The organism is Micromonospora matsumotoense (assembly GCF_900091525.1).
GTDB classification, from domain to species: domain Bacteria; phylum Actinomycetota; class Actinomycetes; order Mycobacteriales; family Micromonosporaceae; genus Micromonospora; species Micromonospora matsumotoensis.
In genome coordinates this window covers 65,603-81,672 of the sequence record NZ_FMCU01000016.1, presented here as the reverse complement: position 1 = coordinate 81,672, position 16,070 = coordinate 65,603, and the positions used below count along the sequence as shown (strand labels likewise).

The 16,070-nt window shown below is 74.0% G+C and carries 13 protein-coding genes; 4 read left to right on the top strand and 9 right to left on the bottom strand.

The features are described from left to right. Nucleotides 1-749: 749 nt before the first annotated feature. Genes GA0070216_RS25400 through GA0070216_RS25385 form a run of 4 tightly spaced genes read right to left on the bottom strand, consistent with a single transcriptional unit; the run spans nt 750 to nt 4,405 of the window. Nucleotides 750-2,039, bottom strand: coding sequence for a beta-ketoacyl synthase N-terminal-like domain-containing protein (locus GA0070216_RS25400; protein ID WP_245722719.1), 1,290 nt, complete (start codon nt 2,037-2,039; stop codon nt 750-752). Beyond that, nucleotides 2,036-3,304: a beta-ketoacyl-[acyl-carrier-protein] synthase family protein gene (locus tag GA0070216_RS25395; RefSeq protein ID WP_091251225.1), complete on the bottom strand. Its 1,269-nt coding sequence runs from the start codon at nt 3,302-3,304 to the stop codon at nt 2,036-2,038. The genes GA0070216_RS25400 and GA0070216_RS25395 overlap by 4 nt, the downstream gene beginning before the upstream one ends. Beyond that, nucleotides 3,301-3,705 carry a cupin domain-containing protein gene (locus GA0070216_RS25390; protein WP_091251224.1) on the bottom strand — a complete coding sequence of 135 codons (405 nt, stop codon included), beginning with the start codon at nt 3,703-3,705 and terminating at the stop codon, nt 3,301-3,303. The genes GA0070216_RS25395 and GA0070216_RS25390 overlap by 4 nt, the downstream gene beginning before the upstream one ends. Next, nucleotides 3,698-4,405 carry an SRPBCC family protein gene (locus GA0070216_RS25385; protein ID WP_091251223.1) on the bottom strand — a complete coding sequence of 236 codons (708 nt, stop codon included), beginning with the start codon at nt 4,403-4,405 and terminating at the stop codon, nt 3,698-3,700. The genes GA0070216_RS25390 and GA0070216_RS25385 overlap by 8 nt, the downstream gene beginning before the upstream one ends. A gap of 372 nt (nt 4,406-4,777) precedes the next feature. Between GA0070216_RS25385 and GA0070216_RS25380 the strand changes: the two genes are divergently transcribed. From GA0070216_RS25380 to GA0070216_RS25365, 4 genes are all read left to right on the top strand, one after another. Continuing rightward, nucleotides 4,778-5,662 (top strand): AfsR/SARP family transcriptional regulator, encoded by an 885-nt coding sequence (locus GA0070216_RS25380; RefSeq protein WP_091251222.1) that lies wholly within the window; start codon nt 4,778-4,780, stop codon nt 5,660-5,662. Beyond that, a complete protein-coding gene (locus GA0070216_RS25375; RefSeq protein ID WP_091251221.1) occupies nt 5,659-6,006 on the top strand; it encodes a TcmI family type II polyketide cyclase in 348 nt (115 codons plus the stop codon). Before GA0070216_RS25380 ends, GA0070216_RS25375 begins: the two co-directional genes overlap by 4 nt. 266 nt (nt 6,007-6,272) lie before the next feature. Continuing rightward, on the top strand, nt 6,273-7,553 hold the full coding sequence (locus GA0070216_RS35765) for a hypothetical protein (protein ID WP_245722718.1): 1,281 nt from the start codon (nt 6,273-6,275) through the stop codon (nt 7,551-7,553). A gap of 346 nt (nt 7,554-7,899) precedes the next feature. Further along, nucleotides 7,900-8,106: a hypothetical protein gene (locus GA0070216_RS25365; protein ID WP_091251220.1), complete on the top strand. Its 207-nt coding sequence runs from the start codon at nt 7,900-7,902 to the stop codon at nt 8,104-8,106. A gap of 331 nt (nt 8,107-8,437) precedes the next feature. Here the strand turns inward: GA0070216_RS25365 and GA0070216_RS25360 are convergent, their stop codons facing one another. The 5 genes from GA0070216_RS25360 to GA0070216_RS25340 form a co-directional block, all read right to left on the bottom strand. After that, complete coding sequence (locus GA0070216_RS25360; protein WP_245722717.1) at nt 8,438-10,546, bottom strand: APC family permease; 2,109 nt, start codon at nt 10,544-10,546, stop codon at nt 8,438-8,440. Nucleotides 10,547-10,821: 275 nt separating this feature from the next. Continuing rightward, nucleotides 10,822-11,232, bottom strand: coding sequence for a hypothetical protein (locus GA0070216_RS25355; protein ID WP_091251219.1), 411 nt, complete (start codon nt 11,230-11,232; stop codon nt 10,822-10,824). 124 nt (nt 11,233-11,356) lie between these two features. Continuing rightward, the gene (locus GA0070216_RS25350) at nt 11,357-12,106 is read right to left on the bottom strand and encodes a phosphotransferase (protein ID WP_091251218.1); all 750 of its coding nucleotides are present in this window, start codon (nt 12,104-12,106) and stop codon (nt 11,357-11,359) included. Nucleotides 12,107-12,180: 74 nt separating this feature from the next. Further along, a complete protein-coding gene (locus GA0070216_RS25345; RefSeq protein ID WP_091251217.1) occupies nt 12,181-12,951 on the bottom strand; it encodes a DUF5995 family protein in 771 nt (256 codons plus the stop codon). 116 nt (nt 12,952-13,067) lie between these two features. Next, complete coding sequence (locus tag GA0070216_RS25340) at nt 13,068-16,046, bottom strand: helix-turn-helix transcriptional regulator (RefSeq protein ID WP_091251184.1); 2,979 nt, start codon at nt 16,044-16,046, stop codon at nt 13,068-13,070. Between the last annotated feature and the right edge of the window lie 24 nt (nt 16,047-16,070).

Genomic DNA, 16,070 nt, shown 5'->3' with positions numbered 1-16,070 from the left:
TGCCGCCCCGTGGGCCGGCGCGTCCGGCCCCGGCATGGGCCATCGGCCCGGGCCCCCGCCCAGCACGGACCCGGTCGGACCGGGCACCCACCCCAGCGGGGTCGCGCGCGCACGCTCGGTGACCACTGTCGTGCCAGTGCGGTGGGTTCGACGTCGGCCGCGCGCGGCAACGCGGCGGGGTCGAGGTCGGCCCCGCGCGCATCAGCGCGGCAACGCGGCAACGCGGCTGGCCCGGCCCCGGCTCGCCCGGCCTCGGGTGGTCGGCGGCCCCACCCACCCGATGTCCCCAGACGGATATGCCGAGCTGGCATAAAGATGCCAGCTCGGCATACACCTCCCGCCGAACACACACCGATCCTGCGACATGCCGGCCACCGGCAGCCCGGCCGATCCCCGGGACGCCAGCCCGGCACGATCCGATCGGGTGGCCCAGCCACGCCAGCGACGACCTGCGACCCGGTCAGGGCACACGAGCAGTCGGCCGGGGCCGAGTCGGGCTACCCGAGGCAGGACAGGACGGCGAAGGACCGGGAAGCGCCAGGCAAGGAGGGTACGCAAGAGGGGTCGGGCAAGAAGGGACCAGGCGGAAAGGCACCAGGCACGAGGAGTCGGGCAAGAAAGGGCCGGGCGGGAAGGCACCAGGCAGAAAGAGGCCAGGCACGAGGGGTCGGGCAAGGAGTGCGCCAGGCACCACGAACCGGGCAGAAGCCGGATGGGGAAGGGGTGGATCGGACGGGGTGGGTGGATGGTCAGTCCGGGGCGCTCCGGGGCGCCGGGGGCGCCCCGCGCAGGACCACCGCGCTGTTGAACCCGTCGAAGCCGCGTGCACAGACCAGCGCCACCCGGTGGCGGGGTTGCCGGGGGGCACGCAGGAAGCCCAGCTCGCAGCCGGGAGCCGGGTCGGTCGGCCCGGCCGAGGCGGGCAGCGTGTCGTGGTGGAGGGCGAGCAGGGCGGTCGCCGCGTCCAACGCCGACCCGCCCTGGTGGGCCCGGCCGGTCAACGACTTGTGGGTGCTCACCGGCGGCGGCCGGTCGCCGAAGACCGCCCGCAGCGCCGTCGCCTCACTGCGGTCGTAGCGGGGCACCCCGAGCGCGTCGGGGACGACCATGTCCACCTCGTCGGCGGTGCTCCCCGAGCGCTCCAGCGCCAGCCGCATCGCCCGGGCGTACATCGCCGGGTCGCCGGCGGTGTCCGGGCCGGTGTGCACGGCGTCGTGGGTGGCCGCCCAGCCGGTCACCTCCCCGTAGATCCGGGCACCCCGGGCCAGGGCGTGCCCCCGCTCCTCCACCACGAAGACCGCGCCCCCCTCGGCAGGCACGTATCCGCCGGCCGCCCGGTCGAACGGCCGGTACGCCGCCGCCGGCTCGTCGATGTCGCTGAGCAGCCCGGAGCGGAGCTGACAGGCCAGCGCGTACGGGCTCAGTGGGCACTCGGTCGCCCCGGCGATCACCACCGACGTGCCCCGCCGGATGGTCCGCACCGCGTGCGCGAGGCTGTCCAGCCCTCCGGCGGCCTCGGCGGCCAGCACCCCCGACGGCCCCTTGAACTGGTGGTGGATGGAGAGCTGCCCGACGCTCGCCGCATAGAACCAGGCGATCGACTGGTACGCCCCGACGGTGCGGCTCGACCCGCCCCAGAGCCGTTGCAGCTCCCGCTGCCCGAACAGGTTCCCGCCGGACGAGCTGGCCAGGATGACCGCCCAGGCGTACGGGTCGGGGGCACGGTCGGGGAGCCCGGCGTCGGCGAGCGCCAACGCGGTCGCGGCGAACCCGAGCTGGGTCCACCGGTCGGTCTGCACGAGTTGTCGGGTGTCGACGTACGCGGCCGGGTGGAAGTCGGGGACCTCGCCGCCGACCCGGGTGGGGTAGCCGGTCGGATCGAACAGCGTGATGGGGCCGGTCCGCCGGATGCCCCCGGTCACCGTCCGCCAGTGCGCGTCGACGCCGATGCCGCTGGGCGCGACCACCCCGATCCCGGTCACCACCGCCCGTACCCGATCCCCGTCCGGGTCGGCGGTCAGCGCCTCCGAGGCCGTCACGGCGTCACCGCCAGTCGGCGGAACAGCATCGCGGACTGGAAGCCACCGAACCCGCTGCCCACCGACAACGCCACGTCCACCGGGGTCTCCCGGGCCACGTTCGGCACGTAGTCCAGGTCGCACTCCGGGTCCCGGGTGGTCCAGTTGGCCGTCGGCGGCACCACCCCGTACTCGATGGCCAGGGCGCAGGCGGCCATCTCGATGGCGCCGATCGCGCCCAGCGAGTGCCCGACCATCGACTTGATCGAGCTGACCGGCACCCGGTACGCCGTCGGGCCGAGCGCCCGCTTGAACGCCGCCGTCTCGTGCCGGTCGTTCTGCCGGGTCCCGGACCCGTGCGCGCTGACGTAGGAGACCGTCGACGGGTCGAGCCGGGCCTGCCGCAACGCCGCCGCGATGGCCAACCCCATCTCCACGCCGTCGGGTCGCAGCCCGGTCATGTGGAAGCCGTTGCTGCGGCTGCCGTAACCGGCGACCTCGCAGTAGACGTGCGCGCCGCGCCGCCGGGCGTGCTCCCACTCCTCCAGCACCAGCACCGCCGCCCCCTCGGCGAGCACGAAGCCCTGCCGGTGGGCGTCGAAGGGCCGGCTGGCGTGCGCCGGGTCGTCGTTGTCCGGGCTGGTGGCCCGGATCGCGTCGAACGAGGCGACGGTGACCGGGGAGATCGGCGAGTCGGCGGCGCCGGCCAGCACGATGTCCGCCTCCCCGTCGGCGACGAGTTGGTGGGCGTATCCGATGGCGTCGATGCCGGAGGTGCAGCCGGTGGAGACCACCTGCGCCGGGCCGCGCAGTCCGTGCCGGCAGGCCACGTCGGCGGCGAGGCTGCTCGGCACCAGCGCCTGATAGAGGTACGGCCCGCCGAGGGCGTGGTCGACCAGCCAGTGTCGACCCGAGTCGCTGACCCGGACGTACTCCTGTTCCAGGGCGGTGGTGCCGCCGACGGCGGTGCCCAGCACCACCCCGGTGACGTCCCGGTCGGCGTCGGTCAGGTCGAGCCCGCTGTCGGCCAGCGCCTCGGCGGCACAGGCCAGCGCGAACTGCGCGTACCGGTCGGAGCGTTGCCGCTCGGCGGGGGTGAGCCCGGCGGCGTCCGGGTCGAAGTCGCACTCGGCGGCGATCTGCGACCGGTACGGCGACGGGTCGAAGAAGCTGATCCGCCGGGTGGCCGTGCGCCCCTCCGTGAGGGTCTTCCAGAACCGGTCCCGGGTGACGCCGCCCGGGGCGACCACCCCGATCCCGGTCACCACCGCGCGGCGGCCGGTCACGACGGGCCCCGCTGTTCGACCAGCTCGGTGTCGACATGGCCGAGTTCCGGGCGGGGGGCGAGCGGGCCGAGGTGGAAGACCACCTCGGCGGCGGTGTCGCCGGTGTTGCGCAACCGGTGCCGGACGTTGCGGGGCACGAACAGCGCCTCCCCGGCGGCCAACGGCACCGGCACGTCGTCCAGGTCGACGGTGATCGCGCCCCGGACGAGATAGAGGAACTCCTCGCTGTACGGGTGGTAGTGCTCGGCCACCCGGTCGCCGGGGGCCACCGTCACCACCCCCATGAACCCCGAGGTGCTGCCGACGGTACGCGGGCCGAGCAGCACCCGCAGTTCCCCGCCGCGCCGCCGGTCGGCCGTTACGTCCCGGGCGGCGACCAGTCCGGTGGTGACGTCACTCATCGCCGCCTCCCGCGTACGCCCGCTCGATCCGCTCCTTGATCACGGCCAGTTGCACCCGGCTGTTGGTGTTGATCCGCGCGGTCATCGCCGCGTCGTCCACCGGGGCGGTCGGCTTCATCGCGAAGTCCTGCACCCAGGTCATCCGGGTGCCCTCCGGTTCGGTGTCGTAGTGCCAGTGGATCCGCATGTACTCGAACGGACCGGTCTCCACCCGGCGGGCCCGCACCTGCCACGTCGCCGGGTCGGCCGTGCGTTCGCTGACCCAGCTCCACGCCACGCCGTTCTCGTCGGGGCGCATGGTGAGCCGGAACCGCACCGTGTCCCCGTCGCGGTGCAGGATCTCCACCACGGCGTACTCGGTGAACAGGTCGGTCCAGCGCGCCACGTCGTTGGTGATCTCCCAGACCAGCGGCAGCGGGGCGGCGATGACGATGCTGTTCTCGGTGTGCCCGGCCGGCCCGGCGGCGGCCACCAGGTCGGCGACACCGCCGATGCTGAGCTGCCCGGCCTGCTCGGGGATGTGGACCCGCCAGCGGTCGGCCACCACGGCGGACAGTTCCAGCAGGGCCAGCGAGTCCATGCCCAGCTCTTCCAGACTGGCGGCGGGCGCGCGGGCGGCGGCGTCGGCGTCGAGGCCGCACCGGGTCACCAGGATCTCGGTGATCTCACTGGTGAGCGGCGTGCCATGGGTGACGGTCATCTCGGGTCCTCCTCCACCGGGCGACTCACCCCGGTAGCCGTCACCTTCCGGCCGGGCCCGTCTCCCGGACGTCACCCGGCGGCCCGCCATACCCCTCATGGTGGTGACGTTGCGTTGACGCTGACTGTGTATCAGCTATGTGCCGGCTGTCCATCGTGATGGCAGTTCGCAGTTCAGAGGCAATATCGTCCAGTCACGATACCTACAGCCTCGTTGACTGAGAGTAATCGCATTGGTAGTGTTCGTGCCGGCCGGTCCGGCGGGAACGGCGGGTCCGGCACCACAGCGGAGCGACCCGGCCACCGCGTCACGGCCGACCGCGTCGGGACACCGGACGATCTGGACCCAGGTTTGCGTGCAGGGGGTGCGCCCGTGACCGGTCATGCCAGCACGCCGACCAGTGACGTTCCGGACGGCCCGCCGGTGCGCCTGCACCTGCTCGGCGGTTTCCGACTGCTGCACGGCGACAACCCCGTGGTGGTGCCCCGGGGGCTGCAACGGGTGCTCGCCGTGATCGGGCTACGTCCCGGCGCCACCCGCAGTAACCTGGCCGGCCTGCTCTGGCCGGAGGTGCCCGAGGAGCGGGCGTTGTCGTCGCTGCGCACCGCGCTGTGGCGGCTGCGCCAGGACCCCTACTGCCCGCTGCTGTCCAGCGGTGACACCGTCCGCCTCGACCCGACGGTCCGCCTCGACGTGGACGACCTCGTCGCCACCGCGGCCCGGGTCCGCGACGGGGGTGACCCGCGCGCCACCGCCGTAGCGCTCACCGCCGGCAGCCGTGACCTGCTCCCCGGCTGGTACGACGACTGGGTGCTGCTGGACCGGGAACGGCTCCGCCAGCTCCGCCTGCACATGCTGGAACAGCTCGCCGTCGACCACCTCGACGCGGGCCGGCACGGCGAGGCGTTGCAGGCCGCCCTGGCGGCGATGGCCGCCGAGCCGCTCCGGGAGACCCCGCACCGCCTGGTGGTACGCATCCACCTCGCCGAGGGCAACGCGTTCGAGGCGGTGCACGCCTTCTACGTCTACCGGGACCTGCTCATGCGGGAACTGCGGCTGGAGCCCTCCCCCGCGATGTGCGCCCTGGTCGACGAGACCCTCGCCCCGATCCGGCAGGCCACCCGCCGCACCCCGGCAGCCCGCCGTCACGATCCGCACGAGCGGCGTGACGAGCAGGTGACAGCTCCTGCGCCAGGGTGGACCCACCGAGAGCCCTGGACCGATCGGGGCGCACCACCGGCGAGAGGGGTCCGATGAGCCGCTTGGTGATCGTCAGCAGAATCATTCCCGGCGCGGAGGGGCGGGTCGCCCAGATCTTCGCCGAATCCGATGCCACCGAACTGCCCGGTCTCACCGGGCTACGTCACCGCTCCCTGTACCGCCTGCACGACCTGTGCGTACATCTGATGGAGACCACCGAGGTGGATCTCGACACCCTGGTCACCGCGCACAACCACCCGCTCTATCAGCGGACCAACGAGCGGCTGTCGGCACACACCTCGGCGTACCTGCCGACCTGGCGCTCCCCCAGGGACGCGCCGGCCGGCTGTTTCTACAGCTGGGACGTCTCCGACGCGCCCAGCCCGGAGGCCCTGCGCTGAGCCTGGAGGCCCTGCGCTGAGCCTGGAAGCGCGGCGCCGGGCCTGAAAGCGCGGCGCCGAGCGCCACCACGGGGAGTGGCCACCACCACCCGAGAGTACGGCGACGATGACAACCCGTTGCGGTGCCGCCACCGCCCGACACCGGGCATTTCACCTGCGCAACGAGGGGCGATCCTCCCTGTCGTCCGACATTCGCGTATGCAAAGCTGCGGCGGGTCTTCGCGTTTTCTCGCGACTTCAACGACATACGCAATAGGGAGGTAGCCGTGCCGTCGACTTTCGGGCAATGGCTGATCGTGATCCTGGCCCTGCTGGTGGGCCTGGCTGGAGGCTGGGCGCTGTGGGGACGGCAGAAGCCGACCACCGGGGCACCCATCGTGGAGGGTGACCCGGTCGTCGGGCTCTCCGCCGAGGAGAAGGCCGCCGCCGCCACGATCGACGCCCCGCGCCCGGTGGCCACGGTCGACAACTCCCCGGCCCCCGCCGCCGTCGTGGACGAACTCACCCCGCACGCCGCGCCGGACGCCGACCACACCACCCCGACCGCCGCCTCGACCGCCGACGACAGCTCCGCCGCCGCGCACGCCACCGCCGTCGACGGCACGCCCACCACGCTCGCCGCCGAGCGGTCCACCCCGCTGACCGGCAGCGACGACGAGCCGACCACCGCCGACCTGACCGGTCGTACCGGCTCGGACGAGACGCCCGCGAGCACCGACGCCGGCGAGAGCACCGCGCCCGTCCCCGCGCCGCGGGCGACCGTCGAGGACACCCCTGACATCCCGGGTACGGAGACCGGGCTGCCGGAACCGACCACGGTCGACCCGGAGCCCGTCGCCACCGACGCCGGTCCGGCCGCGAGCGGCACGGAGACCGGGACCGACCCGCTCGCGGCGCCGAGCGCCGAGACCACGCAGCCCGCCGAGCCGGCCACCATCGAGCCGGTCGCCGCCGAGCCCGACACCGAGCCGGTCACCAGCGAGCCTGCTGCCGCCGAGCCGGTCACCGCCGAGCCGGTCGCCGCTGAGCCTGCCGCCGCTGAGCCTGCCGCCGAGCCGGTCACCGCTGAGTCGACCACGCAGGTCTCCACCGTGCCGGACCTGGAGTCGACGACGCCGGAGACCCTGCCGGACCCGGACCAGCCGGTCACGGACGAGGTGGACACCGCTCCCGTCGCCGTCGCGCCGGTGGTCCCGGCGCAGCGCACCTCCGTCGAGGACACCATCCCCGCCGCAGACGCTCCGGTCCCGGCGGCCGCCCCGCTTTCGGACGCCTCCCCCGCCCAGGACGGGCCGGCGGACGACTTCCGCCGCATCCAGGGTGTCGGCCCGAAGATGGCCGCCGCCCTCCAGGCCGCCGGCATTCAGACCTACCGGCAGCTCGCCGCGTTGGACGAGTCGGGCCTGCGGGAGACGATCCGGGCCGCCGGGCTGCGCGCCACCGCGAGCCTGGCCACCTGGCCGCAGCAGGCGAAGGTGCTGGCCGGCGCGGGTGCCGAGGCCGAGCGGGTGCTGCCCACGCCGACCGGCGGCGACACCCAGGACTGATCAGCTGACCCCGGTCAGGGCCGGTGGGCGCGCGCCACGCGCACCCACCGGCCCTTTCGCATTCTCGGCCGGAACCCCACGCCTGCGGTCACGCAATCGCACCCGGCCCGGCACCGCGAGGAGCCTCGGTGGGCCTTCCTCCAGTGCCCGGCCGAACGGGCGTCCCAGGTGCCGGGTCGCCCTCAGGGGCGGTTCGGCGGGGGTCACCGGCCGCCGCCGCGTCGGGGTGGACCACCGGAGAATCCGGCATCGGCGCACTGACCGTTCCGGAATACCGTTTACCCGGTCCCGGCCCCTGGGTACATGGGCGTCACCTCGAATACACCACAAGCCGGGAGGCACCCCCATGCGCGGTTCGTCGATCCTCGGAGTCATCGTCGTCATCTGGCTGGTCATCGGCGCCGTCGCCGCCGGTCAGCGCGGGTATTACGGAAACGATGACACCAACTGTGCCGAGGCCGGCACCATCCTGGTGACCATCGTGGCCGGGCCGCTCAACTACATCGGCGCCAACCCGAAGATCGACTGCAAGCTCCCCGAGCCGTCGAAGTAAACCGCCTCACCCCGGCCCGCGCCCACCCCTCGGGGCGCGGGCCGCCTCATGTCCGCTCCAGATCACCCCGCCCACCCCAACCCCCGTGACCCCCCACACCACCCCTAAATCATCCTAGGAGACCACCCCGCTCTCCCTCCGCCGCACCCCACCTCCTCCAGGGGGCCCGCCCCCTACCCCCGCCCCTACCCCCTCCCCTGGTCGCCCCTGGTCGGTGATCAAGAGGTTTACGTCACCCCGAGGGGGTTTTCTGACGTAAAGCTCTTGATCACCTGACGCAAAGCTCTTGATCACCGGGAACGGGGGGAGGGGAAGGGGAGGGAGAGGGGGGTCAGCCGCCTACGTGGATGCCGGGGCGGCGGGAGGGGTCGGGTTCGCTCTTGCGGATGATCTCGCGGACCACCGGTGGGGTGTCGCCCCGGCCGAGGATCAGATAGCGGAGCAGGTGGGCGATGGGGTTGCCCTCGGACCACTCGAAGTGGGCGTGTGGCCGCACCCCGGTGCCGTCGCGCAGGGCCAGCAGGATGGCGGCGATCGCGTTCGGCACCGCCGGGCTGCTGGCCCGCAGCACCCGGAATCCGCCCACCTCGACCCCGTGCACCCACAGCACCTGGCTGAACTCCGACGGATCCACCACGTCGATCTCCAGGAAGAGCACGTCGGAGGCGCCCGGCACCGGGTTCATGCCCCGCTGGGCCCGCTCCTTGACCCGGTACTCCTTGAGCGCGCCGCCGTCCCGCTTGTTGGCGATCAGGTGCAGCCGACCGTCATGGGCCAGTGATTCGGCGACGAACCGCCGGGCCGGCTCGTCGAACTCGATCCGCTCGGCCCGCAGTTCGGTGGTGCGGGTGATCCGGGAGACCAGCGAGACCGTGACGATGCCGGCGATGAACAGCCCGGAGATGGCGATCCCGTCCGGCTTCTCGATGACGTTCTCGATCAGCGCATAGAGCAGCACCGCGGTCAGCACGGCGAAGCCGAGCGCGGCGAACCGGTGCCGGGCCCGGAGGGTCGCGATGGTCACCGCCACCGCCCCGGAGACCATCATCGCCAGGATGCCGGTGGCGTACGCCCCGGCCTGGGCGTTGACGTCGGCCCGGAAGGCGACGGTGATGACGATGCTGATCAGGGTGTAGACCAGCACCACCGGCCGGACCGCCCGACCCCACTCCGGCGCCATCCCGTACGACGGCAGGTAGCGCGGCACGATGTTGATCAGGCCGGCCATCGCCGACGCACCGGCGAACCAGAGGATCAGCACGCTGCTGATGTCGTAGACCGTGCCGAACCCCTCACCGAGGTGGGCGTGGGCCAGCCAGGCCAGCGCCCGGCCGTTCGCCGCGCCGCCCGGTTGGAACTCCTGCGGCGGGATCAGCAGGGTGGTGACGAACGCGGTGGCCAGCAGGTACACCGACATGATCAGCGCGGCGGCGGTGAGCAGCCGACGGGTGTTGCGGATCCGGGCGGCCAGCCGCTGCTCGCGGTCCGCGCCCGCCCCGCGTACCAGCGGCATCATGCTCACCCCGGTCTCGAAACCGGACAGGCCCAGGACCAGCAGCGGGAAGGCCAGCACCGCCGGACCGAGCAGGTCGCCGACGCCGGCGCCCCCGGCGGCCAGGGCAGCCGTCCACTCCCGCACCGTGCCCGGGTCCGCGGCGATCTCGGCCAGACCGGCGGCCACGACCACCGCGTTGAGACCGAGAAAGACCACGACCAGCGGTACGGCCACCAGCACCGCCTCGCTGAACCCGAGCAGGAAGACCCCGCCGAGGACGAGCAGCAGCGCCACCGTCACCAGCACGGCGACCCCGGCGCTGTGCGGTGCCGACGACGGCAGGTAGGGGTTCTCCAGCAGGTGCACCGTCGCGTCGGCGGCGGAGAGCGTGATCGTGATGATCCACGAGGTGGCGACGAAACCGAGCAGCACCAGCACGAAGAGTTTGCCCCGCCAGAACGGCAGCAGCCGCTCCAGCATCGCCACCGAACCCTGTCCGTGCGGGCTCTCCCGGGCCACCCGCCGGTACATCGGCAGCATCCCGAGCAGGGTGAGCGCCACGATCAGCAGGGTGGCCAGCGGGGAGAGCGCCCCGGCGGCCAGTGCCGCGATGCCCGGCAGGTAGGACAGCGTCGAAAAGTAGTCGACGCCGGTCAGGCACATCACCTGCCACCAGGGGTGCCGCCGCTGGCTGCCCTCCTCGGCCTCCGGCCCGACCGGCTGCACCCGGTGTGCGAAGAGCCACCGGCGCAGCGCACCCCCGGGCCGCGCCGGCCGGGCGTGGCTCTCCACGCACTCCGGCAACCCCACCGGCCCCGGCCGGGTGCGCTCACCCTGTCCAGCGTCCCGGGCCTCCCGCAGCGCCCGCCCGTGCCCCGGCGGCGGCGTGCTCCCCCGTCGTTCCCGGGTCCGCCGTTCCCGACCCCCGTCCCGCCCGTCCGCCATCCCCCGACCGCCCTCGTAGCCCCTGTCCCGACGGTAGGCGTTGAACCCGGCCCCACCGGCCGGAACAGGGGAAGCCGGACGGAACAGGGGAAGCCGGACGGAGCAGCCCAGGCGGGGTCGACCCGCCTGGGACCGACCCGGACGGGACCGACCCCGGCGCGACCAACCCCGGGCGGGACCGACCCCGGCGGCCGGCGAAGACGGAACGACGCCGGGGTGGGCGGCGCGGGCAGGACGGCGCAGTGCAGGCGGGACGACGGGTCCGGCGGCGGGGGTCAGGCGGGACGGGTGTGGCCGGCCGGCGCAGGGTGCAGGGCCGCCAGCAGGGCCGCCGGGTCGGTCACCGTCACCGTGGCCGCCGGATGGCGCAGCCACCGGCCGGGGGCCAGCCCCGGCACCGGCGTACCGAACCGCAGACACACCCCGGCCGTGGTGCCGGTGCCGAAGGTCACCCCCCGATCGGCCAGGGACAGGTGCGGCCCGACCGCCCGCCACCAGCGGTACGGCCCACCCTGCTGGGCCCCGACCACGTTCGCCCGCGCGGTACGCAGCCCCCAGCGGCCGAACCGGATCACCAGTTCCTCGTCGTCGAGCAGCACGACGCAGGTCTGCGGGCGGATGCCGAGCAGCGCCAACGGGACCCGGAAGGTCGGGTCGAACCGGAACGCGAACCGTTGTACGGGCATGACCGACGGGTACCCCGAGCGCGCCGCCCGACACCCGACCGGGCCGGGCCGAACGCGCCACCCGACACCCGCCCGGGCCGGGCCGAACGCACCGCCCGACACCCGACCGGGCCGGGCCGCCGGGTCAGGTCAGGGCACGGGTCCAGTCGTCGACGTGTGCGGTCAGGTGGTCGGCGACGGACCGCCAGTAGGGGCCGTCCTCGGCGTGGATCCTGGCCCAGGGTTGCACGCCGTCCCGGGCCCCGGCGCACAGCAGGTCGTACATCGACCGGGCCCGGGGGCCGAGGGTCGCGGCGAGCGCGGGACGCTCCGCCGCCGGTAGGTCGTACCCGTCGACGAGGGTGCGCAGCCGGTGGGCCGACTCCCCGACCGGCCGGTCGGGGCGCATCCCGGCCATCGCCTGGGCGGCGTACGCCAACTCCCAGCGGCGGGTGCCGGGGCCGGCGCCGTCCCAGTCGATCAGCACCCAGCCGCGTGGCGCGCGGACCAGGTTCCACGGCGCCGCGTCGTGGTGGCAGAGCAGATCCGTGCCGTCGGGCCGGATCGGCACCTGCCAGCGGGCCGCCGCCGGGGGCACGAAGTCCGCGACCGCGCGGTGCAGGTCGGCCAGCAGCCGGCCGATCGAGGCCAGTTCCGCCGTCCGGTACAGACCCGAGGGGTGGCCGCACTCCCCCGGCACGTACTCCAGCACCTGGCGGCCCTGGTCGTCGCGGCCCAGCGGCCGGGGCGCACCGTCGAAGCCGACCGCGTGCAGGTGGGTCAGCAGCGCGTCGACGGCGTCGGTCCACGGGCCGACCGGCCGGCGGACGGTGTCGCCGACCCGGACCACACCGGTGGTGACGTTGCCGGGCAGTGGCTGTTCGTCGGGGCTCACCCCGCCATCCTGGCCGAACGGACGCGTCCCCGCGCGCCGGTTTCCCGGCGCGCGGGGACCCCCCGTCCCGGCTGCTACTGCAGGAACGCCCCCAGCGGTGAGAGCAGCAGCCGGCCGAGCGCCGCGGCGTTGTCGTCCAGCCGGGTGCGCTCGCCGTCGCGGGCCTGCGGGTCGTGCCGGCAGCGCCAGATCTTCTGCGCGTTGCGCCAGGCCACGTCCCGGGTGTACTCGACCAGTTCGCCCTGGTACCAGTCGTCGATGTCGCCGTTGAGCATGTCGAGGAGGAGTTGCCACCGCTCCAGGTAGCCCCGCCGCAGCGACGGGATCTTGTCGGCGAAGATGTCGTTGATCTTGAGGTAGTCGCGGTGCTGCTCGGTGCCGTCCACCGGCTCGGACTCCAGGTGGTCGAACGTGGTCACCAGGGCGAACGGCAGGTCGAAGTTGATGTGCGCGTTCACCCCCGCCGCCGCCGACGGCAACGGCCGGGCGTCCGGGCCCTTCATCCGCTTGAACAGGCAGGACCAGGCGCGCGGCGTGGTCGGGCTCGACTCGGTCCACAACCGCATCGCGTCGAAGTAGCGGGCGGCGAACTCCACGTCCAGCCGGGACAGGAACACCGGGTCGGCGAAGTAGTCGTCGTAGAGCCCCTCCAACACCCGGCTGGTGATGGTCAGGTAGAGCCGGTTGAAGTCGGCCAGCGGGCAGCTGCGCTCCAACGGCGGCAGCCGGACCAGCAGGTCCTGGAGTTTGGTGAGGTGGTCGACCACCGCCGGCACGTCCTCCGGATGATCGGCGAGCAGATCGACGATGTCCGCGTGGACGGGGCCCCAGACCGGTTCCGTCATGTCTCCTCCACAGTGGTCGGGGCAGCGCCGCGCCGTCGTTTCCGAGGGACAGCCTGTCAGCGTCGACCGCGCACGGGATCAGTAGAACGACGTATTCGACCGCGCCGTACGTACGCTCACTCGCCCCGGTTACGCAGGTGAATGGCGCTGGCCTGCACCCGGGTCCGCACCTGGAGCTTGTCGAAGATGTGCGACACGTGTACGCCGATGGTCCGTTCGCTGATGAACAGCCGCTGGCCGATCTCCCTGTTGGTCAGCCCCTCGGCCACCGCGGTGAGCACCTCGCGTTCCCGCGCGGTCAGCGTGACCAGCTCGTCGGCGACCGGCTCGCCGGTGGCGGTGGCCGGAGCGGCCCCGGCGGACTGACGGCCCACCCCGGTCGACCGGGTACGACCCGGACGGCGGCCGGTGGGCTGGGCACGCTCGGTCAACTCCACCCGGGCCCGGCCGGCCAGCGTCCTGATCTCGCTGGTCAGCGGCACCGCCCCCAGGCTCAACGCCATCTCGTGGGCCTGGCGCAGCAGCTTGCTGGCGGTGCTGCTGCGACTGCGTCGGGCCAGCAACGCCTCGGCCTGCCGCAGCCGCGAGTACGCCGCCGGATAGGGGTGGTGCCGCTTGTCCCACTCGGCCGCCGAGCGGGCCCAGGCGTCCGGGTCGCCCCGGCCGTCGAGCCGGGTCAGCTCGGCCGTGCACAGCGCCAGGAACCCGTCGGCGTTGAGCCGGACCGGGCCGGCCGCCGTCACGCTCTTGGCGGTCACCCGGTCGACCGCGTCGCGCAGCCGGCGGACCGCCGTGGGGTCCACCGCCACGGTACGGCTGGCGTGCGCCTCCGCCTCCGCCCGTAGCCCGTGCCAGGCCAGCGCGCCCAGCAGCACCACGTCGTCGGAGCGGCTCTCGGTCAGCCCACGCTGCACCGCCTGCCGGGCCACATCGTGCCGGCCCTGCCACATCGCCAGGCCGGCCCGCAGGATCAGCATCGGCAGCACGTGCCGGGGCGCACCACCACCGGCGAGCATGGTCGCCACCGCCTCCAGGTCCCGGTCGGACGCCTCGACGTCGCCGTAGCCGACGGAGAGCCGGCAGCGGGCCAGCAGCAGCTCCACCGCGTCGGCCCCGGAGGGGCGGTGCCGCAGCGCCGCCGCGACCACCTTCTCCGCCTCCGCCCACTGGCCGACCCGGAACAGCCCGTTGGTGGCGATGGCCAGCAGCCGCGTCTCGTAGGTGCGGCCCAGGCCCAGCTCGGCGACCCGCTCGGCACCCCGGCGGGCCACCACCACCCCCTCCTCCAGGATGTTCAGCGGTCCGGTCAGCAACTCCGCCAGATGCAGGTAAGCGCAGGCCACGTCCTCCGGGCCGCCGGAACGTTCGGCGGTCTCCAGGGCCCGGCGGACCACGGCCAGACCCGCGTCCGGGTCCTCCAGGAACGCCTCGCTGAAGCCCAGCGCGGAGCTGGCCAGCACCACCTCGGTGGTGCTGCCGTCGACCGTCGCGGCCAGTTCGAGGGCCTCCCGGGCGCGCTGCCCGGCGTCGGCGTACCGGCCCAGGTGCAGCAGCAGCTCGGCCAGTCGGGCGGCGGCGGCGGCCCGGTCCCGGGCGGTGCAGTCGACGGACTCCAGCACCCCCCGGTACTCCGCCTCGGCGGGAGCGGACCGGCCGGCGGCAGCCAGGTAGCGGGCCCGTCGGATGCGCAAGCCGCAGGACGGATCGAGCGGTTCACCCCCGGTCAACTCGGCCAGCAGGGACAGCGCACGGGCGTGCTCGCCGCTCTGGTGGGCCGTCTCGGCGGCCTGCTCGAGCAGCACCGCCCGGTCCACCTCGGGCGGTGCGCCCGACCGACCGCTGGTCGGGGTCGCCGCCAGTTGCAACGCCGCCGACCAGTGCCGGTGCGCCTCGGCGAAACCGTGCAGCCGTTGCGCCTCCCGGGCGGCGGCCATCGCCGCCGGCAGGGCCCGTCCGGGCTCGCCGGCCAGCCGCCAGTGATGCGCCAGCCGGGCCTGGTGCAGCTCCGCCGGGGCCTGGGTCAGCGCCTCGGCGTAGCGGCGGTGCAGGCCGGCGCGCTCCGCCGGGAGCAGTTCGTGGGCGAGCACCTCGGCGACCAGCCGGTGCCGCAGCCGGTAGCCGTCGTCCGCGCCGACGAGCAGCCGGTGGGCGACCGCCTCCCGGAGTGCCCCGATCAGCTCCGGCTCGGGCAGCCCGAGCACCTCGGCCAGCAGCCAGTGCTCGACCGGCTCGACACCGGCGGCCACCGCGTGCACCGCCGCGTGCGCCTGTCGGGGCAGCACGTCCACCCGGGACAGGAAGATCTCCCGCAGCGTGTCGGACAGCCCGTCGTGGCCGTCGCGCAGGTCACGGGCCAACTCCTCGACCACGAACGGGTTGCCGCCGCTGCGCTGCCAGACCTGGTCGGCGGCTTCCGGGGCCAGGGGTGTGCCGACGATCTCGCCCGCCAACCGGTCGGTGTCGGCCCGGTCGAGCGGGGCCAGGTCGAGCACCCGCACCGACCGTAGCCGGCGCAGCTCGGTGAGCACCCGGCGCAGCGGATGGGCCCCCTGCAACGACTCGGCCCGGACCGCCGCCAGCACCGACAGTTGCAGCCCTCCCAGGCCGGCGAGCAGATAGAGCAGCAGTTGCCGGGTGGTCCGGTCCACCCACTGGAGGTCGTCGAGGACGAGCACCAGCGGACGCCCCTCGGCGATCAGGCTCAGCCCTGCGGAGACCCGTTCCAGCAGCGCCCCGGCGCTGTCCGCGCCGCCGCTCTCCTCGGCGAAGGTCCGCAGCAGTCCGCGTACCGCCGAGGAGGTGCGGGCCTGGCCGGCGGCGAGATCGGCGTCGAAACGGCGCAGCGCCTGGAGCACCGGGTGCAGCGGGGAGGCGTCGCCGATGTCCAGGCAGGAACCGGTGAGCACCACCGCTCCCGCGTCCCGCAACCGCGCCGCCGCCTCGGTCAGCAGCCGGGTCTTACCCACCCCGCTCTCACCGGTGACGAAGACGGCGGCGGTCTGCCCGGGGCCGATGTCGTCGTGGAGCGCGGCGCGCAGCGCCGCCAGCTGGTCGGCACGGCCGACGAGCGGCGCGCTGTCCACATCGCTGGCCATGTCCGCAGCCTAGTCACAGGTCCC